The sequence below is a fragment of the Microbacterium sp. 1.5R genome, assembly GCF_007667425.1.
In the GTDB taxonomy this organism is placed as follows: Bacteria; Actinomycetota; Actinomycetes; order Actinomycetales; family Microbacteriaceae; genus Microbacterium.
Genome location: NZ_VDRC01000001.1, coordinates 646,902 through 660,061 on the forward strand (window position 1 = coordinate 646,902; position 13,160 = coordinate 660,061).

The 13,160-nt window shown below is 63.9% G+C and carries 6 protein-coding genes, 1 tRNA gene and 3 rRNA genes; 1 reads left to right on the top strand and 9 read right to left on the bottom strand.

Annotated elements, in window-relative coordinates; translation table 11 throughout:
- Positions 1-46: 46 nt before the first annotated feature.
- From hutI to hutH, 3 genes are read right to left on the bottom strand one after another with little or no spacing between them, the layout of a single operon-like run.
- On the bottom strand, positions 47-1,216 hold the full coding sequence (gene hutI, locus FSY98_RS03180; protein ID WP_144873913.1) for an imidazolonepropionase: 1,170 nt from the start codon (positions 1,214-1,216) through the stop codon (positions 47-49).
- Positions 1,213-2,913, bottom strand: coding sequence for a urocanate hydratase (gene hutU, locus FSY98_RS03185; protein WP_144876585.1), 1,701 nt, complete (start codon positions 2,911-2,913; stop codon positions 1,213-1,215). The genes hutI and hutU overlap by 4 nt, the downstream gene beginning before the upstream one ends.
- 13 nt (positions 2,914-2,926) lie before the next feature.
- Complete coding sequence (gene hutH, locus FSY98_RS03190) at positions 2,927-4,468, bottom strand: histidine ammonia-lyase (RefSeq protein ID WP_144873915.1); 1,542 nt, start codon at positions 4,466-4,468, stop codon at positions 2,927-2,929.
- 106 nt (positions 4,469-4,574) lie between these two features.
- On the opposite strand from hutH, the gene FSY98_RS03195 reads away from it, so the two are divergent.
- The gene (locus FSY98_RS03195) at positions 4,575-5,312 is read left to right on the top strand and encodes an IclR family transcriptional regulator (protein WP_260857364.1); all 738 of its coding nucleotides are present in this window, start codon (positions 4,575-4,577) and stop codon (positions 5,310-5,312) included.
- Between the two features lie 60 nt (positions 5,313-5,372).
- Here the strand turns inward: FSY98_RS03195 and rrf are convergent.
- The 6 genes from rrf to FSY98_RS03225 form a co-directional block, all read right to left on the bottom strand.
- A 5S ribosomal RNA gene (gene rrf, locus FSY98_RS03200) occupies positions 5,373-5,489 on the bottom strand.
- Positions 5,490-5,594: 105 nt separating this feature from the next.
- Positions 5,595-8,699 (bottom strand): 23S ribosomal RNA (locus tag FSY98_RS03205).
- Positions 8,700-9,104: 405 nt separating this feature from the next.
- Positions 9,105-10,627 (bottom strand): 16S ribosomal RNA (locus FSY98_RS03210).
- Together the 16S, 23S and 5S rRNA genes form the textbook arrangement of a ribosomal RNA operon.
- 820 nt (positions 10,628-11,447) lie before the next feature.
- A tRNA-Ala gene (locus FSY98_RS03215) sits at positions 11,448-11,523 on the bottom strand.
- 51 nt (positions 11,524-11,574) lie between these two features.
- Positions 11,575-12,444 carry a hypothetical protein gene (locus FSY98_RS03220; RefSeq protein WP_144873919.1) on the bottom strand — a complete coding sequence of 290 codons (870 nt, stop codon included), beginning with the start codon at positions 12,442-12,444 and terminating at the stop codon, positions 11,575-11,577.
- Between the two features lie 81 nt (positions 12,445-12,525).
- The gene (locus FSY98_RS03225) at positions 12,526-13,137 is read right to left on the bottom strand and encodes a GNAT family N-acetyltransferase (RefSeq protein WP_144876586.1); all 612 of its coding nucleotides are present in this window, start codon (positions 13,135-13,137) and stop codon (positions 12,526-12,528) included.
- Positions 13,138-13,160 lie beyond the last annotated feature (23 nt).

A 13,160-nucleotide genomic window follows, 5' to 3' on the forward strand; every position in this document is an offset into this window, starting at 1 on the left:
TTCCCGCGCCGACCGACGGCACGGACTGCGACGGGAGCGGATGCCGTCAGCGGACCGCGGCCCCGTCCTTCCAGACCCGCTGCACAAGCGGCACGCCCGGGCGGTAGGCGAGGTGGACGCGACTCGGAGCGCGCAGGAGCACGAGGTCGGCGCGAGCGCCAGGCGCGATGATCCCGATGTCGTCCCGGCGCAGTGCGCGCGCTCCCCCGGCCGTCGCCGCATGCACGGCTTCGCCGGGAGTCAGACCCATGTCGCGCACCGCGATCGCGATGCAGAACGGCATCGACGAGGTAAAGCTGGAGCCCGGGTTCGTGTCGCAGGCGATCGCGACGGTCACACCGGCGTCGATCAGCCGTCGCGCGTCGGGATAGGGCTGGCGCGTCGAGAACTCGACGCCGGGCAGCAGCGTCAGGACGGTGTCCGATGCCGCGAGCGCGGCGACGTCGGCATCCGTCAGGTAGGTGCCGTGATCCACCGACGCGGCCCCGAGTTCGACGGCGAGGCGCACTCCTTCTCCCGGCCCGAGCTGACTCGCATGCAGGCGAGGGCGCAGCCCCCGAGCGACGCCTGCGTCGAGGATGCGGCGGGACTGCGCGACCGTGAAGGCCCCCGTCTCGCAGAAGACGTCTATCCAGCGCGCGTGCGGCGCACACGCGGCGAGCATGGGCCCGCACACGAGGTCGACGTAGTCGTCGGCGTTCTCCGCGTACTCGGCGGGCACGACGTGTGCACCGAGGAAGGTGACCTCCGAGGTGACCTCGGCCGCCAGGCGCACCGCGCGCTCCTCGTCCGCCACGGTGAGGCCATACCCGCTCTTGATCTCGACGGTGGTCGTTCCCTGGGCGAGCATCTCGTCGACGAACCCCCGCAGTCGCGCGCGCAGCTCCGCATCCGACGCCGACCTCGTCGCAGCCACGGTCGAACGGATGCCGCCCGCGGCATACCTCTGCCCTGCCATGCGCGCCTCGAACTCCGCCGAGCGGTCGCCGCCGAACACGAGGTGGCTGTGACTGTCGACGAAACCGGGGATCATCGCTCGCCCCGCGGCGTCGATGACGTCATCTGCCCGGGGAGCGTCTGCGGCCGGGCCGACCCACGCGATGCGTTCACCCTCGATCAGCACGGCCGCATCGAGGACGGTGCCGCACGGGTCATCTGAGCCGGGATCGACGTTGGTCGTCAGCTCCCCGATGCCGGTGATGAGCGTGGTGCTCACAGCATCGGCACCTTCAGGCCGCGTTCCCTCGCGACGTCACGCGCGTGCTCGTACCCCGCGTCGACGTGCCGCATGACCCCGGTGCCCGGGTCGTTCGTCAGCACGCGCTCGAGCTTCTCCGCCGCGAGCGCCGACCCGTCGGCGACGGTGACCTGACCGGCGTGGATGGAACGGCCGATGCCGACTCCGCCGCCGTGGTGCAGCGACACCCAGGAGGCCCCGGACGCCGTGTTCAGCAGGGCGTTGAGCAGCGGCCAGTCGGCGATCGCGTCCGAGCCGTCCTTCATGCCTTCGGTCTCGCGGTACGGCGAGGCCACCGATCCCGAATCGAGGTGGTCGCGACCGATGACGATGGGCGCCGACAGCTCGCCAGAGGCCACCATCTCGTTGAATTTCAGCCCGGCGAGGTGCCGCTCCTTGTAGCCCAGCCAGCAGATGCGGGCGGGCAGTCCCTCGAAGTGCACGGTCGAGCCGGCCTTGTCGAGCCAGCGGTGCAGCGCGGCGTCCTCGGGGAACAGCTCGGCGACGGCCCGGTCGGTCTTGCGGATGTCCTCGGGATCTCCCGAGAGCGCGGCCCAGCGGAACGGCCCCCGGCCCTCCTCAAACTGCGGACGGATGTACGCCGGCACGAACCCCGGGAACTCGAACGCACGGGCGAAGCTGCCGAGCTGCGCCTCCGCGCGGATCGAGTTGCCGTAGTCGAAGACCGCCGCGCCGGCATCCTGGAACGCGACCATCGCCGCGACGTGGGCGGCCATCGAGGCCCTGGCCCGGTGGGTGAACCCGGCCGGGTCGCGCTCGACCTCCGCCTTCCAGTCCGCCACGGCCACCCCGACCGGAAGATACGCGAGCGGATCGTGCGCGCTGGTCTGATCGGTGACGATGTCGATCGGCACCCCGCGACGGTGGAGTTCGGGGAAGACCTCGGCCGCGTTGCCCACGACGCCCACCGACAGCGCCCGGCCGGCATCCTTCGCGGCGACGACTCGGGCCACGGCGTCATCGAGATCGGTCGTGTACTCGTCGAGGTAGCCGTGGTCGACTCGGCGCGCGAGACGCGACTCGTCGACATCGACGATCAGCACGACGCCCTCGTTGAGCGTGACGGCGAGCGGCTGCGCGCCGCCCATGCCGCCCGCACCGCCGGTGAGGGTCAGCGTGCCCTTGAGCGAGTCCCGCCCGAGGGAACGGGCGACCGCAGAGAACGTCTCGTACGTCCCCTGCAGGATCCCCTGCGTCCCGATGTAGATCCATGAGCCGGCCGTCATCTGGCCGTACATGATGAGGCCGAGTTCCTCAAGCCGGCGGAACTCGGGCCAGTTCGCCCAGTCGCCCACCAGGTTCGAGTTGGCGATGAGCACGCGGGGCGCCCACTCGTGCGTGCGGAACACGCCGACCGGCTTGCCCGACTGAACGAGCAGCGTCTCGTCGGGCTCGAGCTCGTCGAGCGTCCGCACGATCGCGTCGTACGCTTCCCAGCTGCGGGCAGCGCGGCCCGTCCCGCCGTAGACGACGAGGTCTTCAGGGTGCTCGGCGACCTCGGGATCGAGGTTGTTCATCAGCATCCGCTTCGCGGCCTCGGCGCCCCAGGTCTTGGCGGTGCGCTGGTTGCCGCGCGGCGCACGGATCGTGCGCGTGGCGTCGGTGGTGGGACGCGTGGGCGGAGTCGTCGTGCCGGTCGGGGCGGTCGTGTCCATCGGGGCGGTCGTGTCAGTCATGTGCGTGCTCCTGTGCGAGGCGGGCCACGGCGCCGGACTGCACCAGCGCGGTCACGGCCTCCATGTCGGGCGAGAGGTAGTGGTCGGGTCCGGGGCCTGCGGCGACCGTGCGCACGAGGTCGCGCACCGCGCCCGTGGCCGGCCCGGCCTGGAGCGGCGCCCGGAGGTCGAGGGCCCGCGCCCCGGTGAGGATCTCGATGGCCAGCACGCGGCCGAGCCCGTCGATCGCCCGGCGCAGCTTGCGCGCGGCCGCCCATCCCATCGAGACGTGGTCCTCCTGCATGACCGAAGAGGGAATGGAGTCGACGGATGCCGGGGCGGCGAGCCGCTTCAGTTCGGAGACGATGCCCGCGGCCGCGTACTGCGCGATCATGAGCCCGGAGTCGACGCCGACCTCATGGGCGAGGAACGGCGGGAGCCCATGGCTGCGGGCGGGGTCCAACGCGCGGTCCGTGCGCCGCTCGGAGACCGACGCGACGTCAGCCACCGAGATCGCGAGGAAGTCGAGGACGGCTGCGACCGGCGCCCCGTGGAAATTGCCGTTCGACTCGATCCGGCCGTCGACGGTGATCACGGGGTTGTCGATCACGCTCATCAGCTCACGATCAGCGATCAGCATGGCGTGCGCCATGGTGTCGCGGGCGGCGCCGTGCACCTGCGGCGAGCAGCGGAGCGAGTACGCGTCCTGCACCCGGCCGTCCTCCGGCCCCTTGTGGCTGTGCACGAGGGGCGAGGCGCCGAGGAACGAGCGGAGATTGCGGGCGGACTCAGTCTGCCCGAACTGCGGCCGCAGCATCATGAGATCCGCGGCGAATACGGCGTCCGTGCCCAGCTGCGACTCGATCGACATGGCCGCGGCGATGTCGGCCGTCAGCATCAACTGCGAGAGGTCGTGCAGCGCGAGCGACAGCATCGCCAGCATCCCGTCGGTGCCGTTGATGAGCGCAAGGCCCTCCTTCTCGACGAGCTCGAGGGGCGTGATCCCGGAGACTGTGAGCGCATCGGCCGCGGAGACGATGTCGCCGCCATGAACCCGTACGTCGCCCTCGCCCATTCCGGCGAGGGCGATGTGCGCGAGCGGCGCGAGATCGCCGGAACAGCCGAGCGAACCGTACTCCCGGACGATCGGGGCGATCCCTGCATTGAGCAGGGCGGCGTAGGTCTCGACGACCACGGGACGGACTCCGGTGCGACCGGACGCCAGCGTCTGCAGCCGCAGGAGCTGCAGCCCCCGCACGACCTCGCGCTCGACCTCGGCTCCGGTGCCCGCGGCGTGCGATCGGATGAGGCTCGCCTGCAGCTGACGACGACGGTCGGCGGCGATGAACGTCGTCGCCAGGGCGCCGAAACCCGTCGACACCCCGTAGTGCGGGTGCGGATCGGCGGCGAGTCCGTCGACCACCGCCCTGGTCTGCGTCACTCGATCAAGGGCTTCCGGGGCGAGGACGACGGGCGCATCGTGCCGGGCGACGGCGACGACGTCGGCGATCGTGAGCGGGGCGGCGCCCACGACGACGGAGGAAGAAGAACTCATGATTCGATTCCACACCCGCGCGTTGGCTCGAGACAGGGCCCTATGGCATCCTGTGTCTGTGATCCCAGACATCGGAGAAGGCCGAGGACAGAGCTCCGGCGCACAGGTGCCGGCAGCCGACAACACCCTGCGGATGCTGCGCTACCTCGCCGGGCGACCGGCGCCGGTCGCGGCCTCGGCGATCGCCCGCGATCTCGCGCTCCCCCGGTCGACGGTCTATCACCTGCTCACCACGATGGCCGAGCACGGCTTCGTCCTGCATCTCGCCGATGACCGCCGTTGGGGTCTGGGCACCTCGGCCTTCGAACTCGCGGGCGGATACACGCGGCAGCAGCCGCTCGCCCGCCTCGGTCGGCCGATCGTGGCCGCGCTGTCAGACCGCCTCGGCGAGAGCGCGCACCTCGCGGTGATGAGCGGGGGTGACGTGCTCTACATCGTGGAGGAACGAGCGCCGCGTCGCCCCGCGCTCATCACCGACGTCGGGGTGCGGCTCCCCGCCCACCTCACCGCGTCGGGGCGCGCGATGCTCGCCGCCCTGCCCCGGGAGCAGGTGCGCGCCCTCTATCCGAGCGCCTCGGCGTTCCCCGACCGCACCGGGCTCGGGCCCCGCACGCCCCGGGAACTGCGCGAGCTCTTGCGCTCAGTACGCGAGCGCGGCTACGCGTCAGAGGACAGCGAGGTCGCCGACGGGCTGCGCAGCGTCGGGGCCGTCGTGCGCGACCACGCTGGATGGCCGGTCGCCGCCGTCGCCGTCACGTGGGCGGATCCCGGTCTCGACGAGCACATGCTGGCGGATGCCGTGCACGAGACCGCGTCGGTCCTCGAATCCCGGCTGCGGCGATGAATCTGGACCGTTAACGCAGAAGAGCCACCCAACTTTGGGTGGCTCTTCTGTCTAAAAGGAGTCCGGCGGTGTCCTACTCTCCCACAGGGTCCCCCCTGCAGTACCATCGGCGCTGTGAGGCTTAGCTTCCGGGTTCGGAATGTAACCGGGCGTTTCCCTCACGCTATGGCCGCCGAAACACTATTGATGTTTCAATCGTTTGCATAACGACAAAGTCATTTATGCGGTTCTCGACCGTACATCGAGAACCACTCAGTGGACGCAAGCACCAACGAACGGTGTGTTATCAAGTCATCGGCTTATTAGTACCAGTCAGCTGCACACGTTACCGTGCTTCCACATCTGGCCTATCAACCCAGTAGTCTGGCTGGGAGCCTCTCACCCGAAGGTATGGAAGTCTCATCTTGAGGCCGGCTTCCCGCTTAGATGCTTTCAGCGGTTATCCATCCCGAACGTAGCTAATCAGCGGTGCTCCTGGCGGAACAACTGACACACCAGAGGTTCGTCCAACCCGGTCCTCTCGTACTAGGGTCAGATCCTCTCAAACTTCCTACGCGCGCAGCGGATAGGGACCGAACTGTCTCACGACGTTCTAAACCCAGCTCGCGTACCGCTTTAATGGGCGAACAGCCCAACCCTTGGGACCTACTCCAGCCCCAGGATGCGACGAGCCGACATCGAGGTGCCAAACCATGCCGTCGATATGGACTCTTGGGCAAGATCAGCCTGTTATCCCCGAGGTACCTTTTATCCGTTGAGCGACAGCGCTTCCACAAGCCACTGCCGGATCACTAGTCCCGACTTTCGTCCCTGCTCGACCTGTCAGTCTCACAGTCAAGCTCCCTTGTGCACTTACACTCGACACCTGATTGCCAACCAGGTTGAGGGAACCTTTGGGCGCCTCCGTTACTTTTTGGGAGGCAACCGCCCCAGTTAAACTACCCACCAGGCACTGTCCCTGAACCGGATTACGGTTCGAAGTTAGATATCCAGAGTGACCAGAGTGGTATTTCAACAATGACTCCACATGAACTGGCGTCCATGCTTCACAGTCTCCCACCTATCCTACACAAGCCACACCGAACACCAATACCAAGCTGTAGTAAAGGTCACGGGGTCTTTCCGTCCTGCTGCGCGTAACGAGCATCTTTACTCGTAATGCAATTTCGCCGAGTTCGCGGTTGAGACAGTTGGGAAGTCGTTACGCCATTCGTGCAGGTCGGAACTTACCCGACAAGGAATTTCGCTACCTTAGGATGGTTATAGTTACCACCGCCGTTTACTGGGGCTTAAATTCTCAGCTTCGCCTTGCGGCTAACCGGTCCTCTTAACCTTCCAGCACCGGGCAGGCGTCAGTCCGTATACATCGTCTTGCGACTTGGCACGGACCTGTGTTTTTAGTAAACAGTCGCTACCCACTAGTCTCTGCGGCCACCACACCCTTTTCGGAGCAAGTCCGTATAAGTGGATGGCCCCCCTTCTCCCGAAGTTACGGGGGCATTTTGCCGAGTTCCTTAACCACGATTCTCTCGATCTCCTTGGTATTCTCTACCTGACCACCTGAGTCGGTTTGGGGTACGGGCAGCTAGAACCTCGCGTCGATGCTTTTCTTGGCAGCATAGGATCATCCACTTTTTATCCGCATCGTGTCTCAGCCTGTATGAGTCACGGATTTGCCTATGACTCGGCCTACGCACTTGCACCAGGACAACCATCGCCTGGCTTGGACTACCTTCCTGCGTCACACCTGTTAATACGCTAACCGCACCAGCATGGGGTCGTGCGCTAGGCCCACAGCGTCACCCCGAAGGGATCAGTCAGTGGGATTCAGACACTTAGCACTACTAGATTAGTTTGGGCGGTTCTTCGCCGGTACGGGAATATCAACCCGTTGTCCATCGACTACGCCTGTCGGCCTCGCCTTAGGTCCCGACTTACCCAGGGAAGATTAGCTTGACCCTGGAACCCTTGGTCTTTCGGAGGACGTGTTTCTCACACGTCTTTCGCTACTCATGCCTGCATTCTCACTCGTGTAGCCTCCACGGCTGGTTTCCACCGCCGCTTCGCTGGCCACACGACGCTCTCCTACCCATCAACACGGCTGGACCACGAAGGCCTACCAATAATGTCAATGCCACAACTTCGGTGGCGTGCTTGAGCCCCGTTACATTGTCGGCGCGGAATCACTTGACCAGTGAGCTATTACGCACTCTTTCAAGGGTGGCTGCTTCTAAGCCAACCTCCTGGTTGTCAAAGCAACTCCACATCCTTTCCCACTTAGCACGCGCTTTGGGACCTTAGTTGGTGGTCTGGGTTGTTTCCCTCTCGACTATGAAGCTTATCCCCCACAGTCTCACTGCTGCGCTCTCACTTACCGGCATTCGGAGTTTGGCTGACGTCAGTAACCTTGTAGGGCCCATCGGCCATCCAGTAGCTCTACCTCCGGCAAGAAACACGCAACGCTGCACCTAAATGCATTTCGGAGAGAACCAGCTATCACGAAGTTTGATTGGCCTTTCACCCCTATCCACAGCTCATCCCCTCAGTTTTCAACCTAAGTGGGTTCGGTCCTCCACGACGTCTTACCGTCGCTTCAACCTGGCCATGGATAGATCACTTCGCTTCGGGTCTAGGACATGCGACTGAATCGCCCTATTCAGACTCGCTTTCGCTACGGCTACCCCACACGGGTTAACCTCGCCACATATCGCTAACTCGCAGGCTCATTCTTCAAAAGGCACGCTGTCACACCTACCAGGGGTGCTCCAACGGTTTGTAAGCAAACGGTTTCAGGTACTATTTCACTCCCCTCCCGGGGTACTTTTCACCTTTCCCTCACGGTACTTGTCCGCTATCGGTCATCTGGGAGTATTTAGGCTTATCAGGTGGTCCTGACAGATTCACACGGGATTTCACGGGCCCCGTGCTACTTGGGATACTCTTCGCGCCAAGGGAGGCATTTCGACTACGGGGTTGGCACCCTCTATGACCGGCCTTTCAAGACCGTTCGTCTATACCCTCTTGTAACGCCGCCATCTCGGCAGAGATGACTGAAAAGTCCCACAACCCCGAACGTGCAACTCCTGCCGGATATCACACACGCTCGGTTTAGCCTGATCCGGTTTCGCTCGCCACTACTAACGGAATCGCGGTTGCTTTCTCTTCCTGTGGGTACTGAGATGTTTCACTTCCCCACGTTCCCTCTACCCGCCCTATATATTCAGGCGGGAGTCACTAGGTCGGCACGCCGCCCAGCGGGGTTTCCCCATTCGGACACCCTCGGATCAAAACTTGCTTATCAGTTCCCCGAGGCTTATCGCAGATTGCTACGTCCTTCTTCGGCTCCAGATGCCAAGGCATCCACCGTTTGCTCTTAAAGACTTGAAATCACATGAGTTCGAATCAAAAACTCGACCCCACCCGAAGGCGGGATCAGAAATTGACTAATGATCTTTAAGATCATCTTGCGCAACAACCCGAAAGTTGTTGCAAGATGCTCGCGTCCACTGTGTAGTTCTCAAAGTACGGGCGGTACCCCTCATCCCCTCCCACCCGGGGAGACGACAAAAGGCCCAGAGGTCCAGTTCGACCCGAAGGCCGGCCCGGTCCCTCAGGACCCAACAGCGTGCAGGTGCGACATCCGTCACCCTCCCCGTTCCTACCGCAAGCGGTGTACTAGAGAAGACCAACATCCTTCGCACCATGTCAAATGTTCCACCCATGAGCTCCCAGCGAAGAACGTATGCCTTCGAACTGGGTTCTGGAAGTCCGAAGACTTCAGATGCTCCTTAGAAAGGAGGTGATCCAGCCGCACCTTCCGGTACGGCTACCTTGTTACGACTTAGTCCTAATTACCGATCCCACCTTCGACGGCTCCCTCCACAAGGGTTAGGCCACCGGCTTCAGGTGTTACCGACTTTCATGACTTGACGGGCGGTGTGTACAAGACCCGGGAACGTATTCACCGCAGCGTTGCTGATCTGCGATTACTAGCGACTCCGACTTCATGAGGTCGAGTTGCAGACCTCAATCCGAACTGGGACCGGCTTTTTGGGATTCGCTCCACCTCGCGGTATTGCAGCCCTTTGTACCGGCCATTGTAGCATGCGTGAAGCCCAAGACATAAGGGGCATGATGATTTGACGTCATCCCCACCTTCCTCCGAGTTGACCCCGGCAGTATCCCATGAGTTCCCACCATTACGTGCTGGCAACATAGAACGAGGGTTGCGCTCGTTGCGGGACTTAACCCAACATCTCACGACACGAGCTGACGACAACCATGCACCACCTGTTTACGAGTGTCCAAAGAGTTGACCATTTCTGGCCCGTTCTCGTATATGTCAAGCCTTGGTAAGGTTCTTCGCGTTGCATCGAATTAATCCGCATGCTCCGCCGCTTGTGCGGGTCCCCGTCAATTCCTTTGAGTTTTAGCCTTGCGGCCGTACTCCCCAGGCGGGGAACTTAATGCGTTAGCTGCGTCACGGAATCCGTGGAATGGACCCCACAACTAGTTCCCAACGTTTACGGGGTGGACTACCAGGGTATCTAAGCCTGTTTGCTCCCCACCCTTTCGCTCCTCAGCGTCAGTTACGGCCCAGAGATCTGCCTTCGCCATCGGTGTTCCTCCTGATATCTGCGCATTCCACCGCTACACCAGGAATTCCAATCTCCCCTACCGCACTCTAGTCTGCCCGTACCCACTGCAGGCCCGAGGTTGAGCCTCGGGATTTCACAGCAGACGCGACAAACCGCCTACGAGCTCTTTACGCCCAATAATTCCGGATAACGCTTGCGCCCTACGTATTACCGCGGCTGCTGGCACGTAGTTAGCCGGCGCTTTTTCTGCAGGTACCGTCACTTTCGCTTCTTCCCTGCTAAAAGAGGTTTACAACCCGAAGGCCGTCATCCCTCACGCGGCGTTGCTGCATCAGGCTTTCGCCCATTGTGCAATATTCCCCACTGCTGCCTCCCGTAGGAGTCTGGGCCGTGTCTCAGTCCCAGTGTGGCCGGTCACCCTCTCAGGCCGGCTACCCGTCGACGCCTTGGTGAGCCATTACCTCACCAACAAGCTGATAGGCCGCGAGCCCATCCCCAACCAAAAAATCTTTCCAGTAACTGACCATGCGGCCGCTACTCGTATCCAGTATTAGACGCCGTTTCCAGCGCTTATCCCAGAGTCAGGGGCAGGTTGCTCACGTGTTACTCACCCGTTCGCCACTGATCCACCCAGCAAGCTGGGCTTCACCGTTCGACTTGCATGTGTTAAGCACGCCGCCAGCGTTCATCCTGAGCCAGGATCAAACTCTCCGTAAAAAAGAAATGCATACGAACACCCGGAATAGGGCGACGCAGCGAGTTTGATGCTGACCAAAGAGATATTCATTGCTGACTATCCGTTGCCACTCCCCAAAGGAAGTGGTCTTTGATCCAAAGGAATCTCACCCTGCCGAAGCAGGATCGAGGTTATTTGGCATTTGACAAGTGCACGCTGTTGAGTTCTCAAGGATCGGACGCTCCCCCGACCCAACCATCACAGTCAGGCCCGAAGGGCAACTTCTCAATCTTACCTGGGTCTTTCCGGCTGTCAAATCGACATGCCGTGAAGATCAGGACCAGTTCCGTGCCTTGCGCTGATCGCGCTGAGGCAACTTCACTAGCTTATCCGTCTCGGAGCAGCTGTCAAATCGACCGCCGTCCCGTTCGGGAAGCCTCCATGTCACACAGAAGTGTGTCCGTGATCTGCTCCGAGGAGCTGATCGGCGTGGAAGGTGGTTCTCCGCTTGAGGGGGGTGAAGCTCTCGGCCTCTCCGCTTCCCTGTGGGGCGAACAAGTAATAAGTTACGCGGATCCCGGGGTCTCGGCAAATCGCCACGGTCGGCCGGGCGTGTCGCCCCGCTGCGCCCGGGGCTGACCCCGGGATCGTCCGCGAGCTGAACCGGGGGTGCGCGTCGCGGCGCACCCGCGGCGGAGCGGGACGTCGCCCGAAGCCTGAGAAGGATCGCCATGAGAACTCCCTGGCAAGCGCCCATCGGAACGGGCCACGGAGCGCTCCGCGAGAACGCGCTGAGGAGTCGCCCCGCCCGAACGCCCCGGGTACGACGAAACCCCCGGGGCGACCCGGGGGTTTCGGTGGTGGTGGACCTAAGGGGATTCGAACCCCTGACCTCCTCGATGCGAACGAGGCGCGCTACCAACTGCGCCATAGGCCCTTGAACCTCGACTACGTTAGCACGCCGGACGAGGTCGCTGCGTCCGGCCGGTCACCCGGCAGCGCGCTTGCTCAAGAGCTCACGAACGTGTGCCTCGATCTCGGCGTCGTCGACGAAACCCATGCGCGCGAAAGGCGACGACGCCGCAGGCTCGGTCACCGGCTTCGGGGCCGGAAGCGCCACGGGAGCCGCGGGGGCCATCCGCTCCGCACGCTCGCGGAGTTCTGCCAGACGCGCCGCTTTGCGACGCTCTTCCTGCGCATCCATCTCGGCACGTGCCGCCTGCGCACGGGACCCGGAGACCGACACCAGCGGTTCCGGCAGCTGCCGAGGAGTCCATGTGGCACGTCCCTGGTCGTGCAGCGGCGGCGATACGCGTTCACGCACGGACTCGTTCTCCTGCACGGTGCGACGGACGGCTCGACCAGCGACCGACGCCATCCGCTGCAGAAGGATGCCGCCGACGACCACGGCCGCCGCGCCCACCCAGAGCAGAAGCTGCGTCTGCGCAGCAAGGAGCTGCCACACCCCGAGGCCGACGAGCACGAGTCCAGCCAGCACGAGGGACGATGAGGCGATCCGCACGCGACGACGCGCACGCGCCTGCCGCACCGCAGGGTCCGCCTTCGCGGCTGCGAGTTGCTCCCGGAGCACCGCGAGCTCCGCGGCCTCCTTCTCGGACTGCAGACGCTTGGCGAGCTTCTGCTGCGCGAGCGCCGTGCGCGCGTTCAGCTCGAGGCGCACCTCGCCCGGCGTCTCGCTCGTTTCGGCAAGCACTCGCAGCGCCTGGTTGAGGCGAACGGCGTTGCGTTCGGCCGCGTCGTACTGAAATCGACCCCGCCATGAGGGCAGCAGATAGAGCAGCCACAGGAGCACGGCGACGAGCACGATCACTCCTCCGCTCAGCACCGGCCCGTCCATGTCGACAACGGTACGGGAACACGTGTCGCGACAGCCCTCAGTCGGGGCGCGTGTCGCGACCGGATTCCCCGCGACCCGGTGTCAGATCGACAAACGGTCCGCGGGCGGCACGTCTGCCGCGTGCAGCGGCACCTCGCCGCTCAGCCATCGCGCGAGCACCCCCTGCGGCACATCGTCGCGCGTGAGGGCGAACGCGTAGTGGTCACGCCAGTCGCCGTCGATGTGGATGTACCGGCGACGGAGGCCCTCGTAACGGAAGCCGAGCTTCTGGACGACCCGCAGGCTCGCGGCGTTCTCGGGCCGGATGCAGATCTCCATCCGGTGCAGGCCGTACTCCGTGAAGCATGCGTCCGTCGCGAGCGCGACGGCGGTGGGGGTGATCCCCCGTCCGGCGAATCGCTCGCTGACCCAGTAGCCGATGGTGGCCGAGCACAGTGAGCCACGTGCCACGCCCCACACGTTGAGCTGGCCGGCGACCTCGCCGTCGTACTCCATCACGAACGGGTACCCCCCGCCATCGCGATACTGCTGCAGGAGGCGACGGATGCTGAGGCGCATGTCGAACGACACGGATCCGTGCGGGACTGTCGCCTCCCAGGGCTGCAGCCACGTCCGATTCGAGAGCAGCTCGTTCTGCAGCGCCCTCGCGTCGCGGGATCGCACCAGGCGCAGCTCGACGGGCCCGTGCCGCATCCCCGTCGCCTGATCCATCAGAA

What these genes read in the sequence shown, in the direction of transcription:
- FSY98_RS03225 (WP_144876586.1), bottom strand. Translation starts at nt 13,137, where the DNA reads ATGCGGCACGGGCCCGTCGAGCTGCGCCTGGTGCGATCCCGCGACGCG.
- FSY98_RS03220 (WP_144873919.1), bottom strand. Translation starts at nt 12,444, where the DNA reads ATGGACGGGCCGGTGCTGAGCGGAGGAGTGATCGTGCTCGTCGCCGTG.
- hutU (WP_144876585.1), bottom strand. Translation starts at nt 2,913, where the DNA reads ATGGACACGACCGCCCCGACCGGCACGACGACTCCGCCCACGCGTCCC.
- hutH (WP_144873915.1), bottom strand. Translation starts at nt 4,468, where the DNA reads ATGAGTTCTTCTTCCTCCGTCGTCGTGGGCGCCGCCCCGCTCACGATC.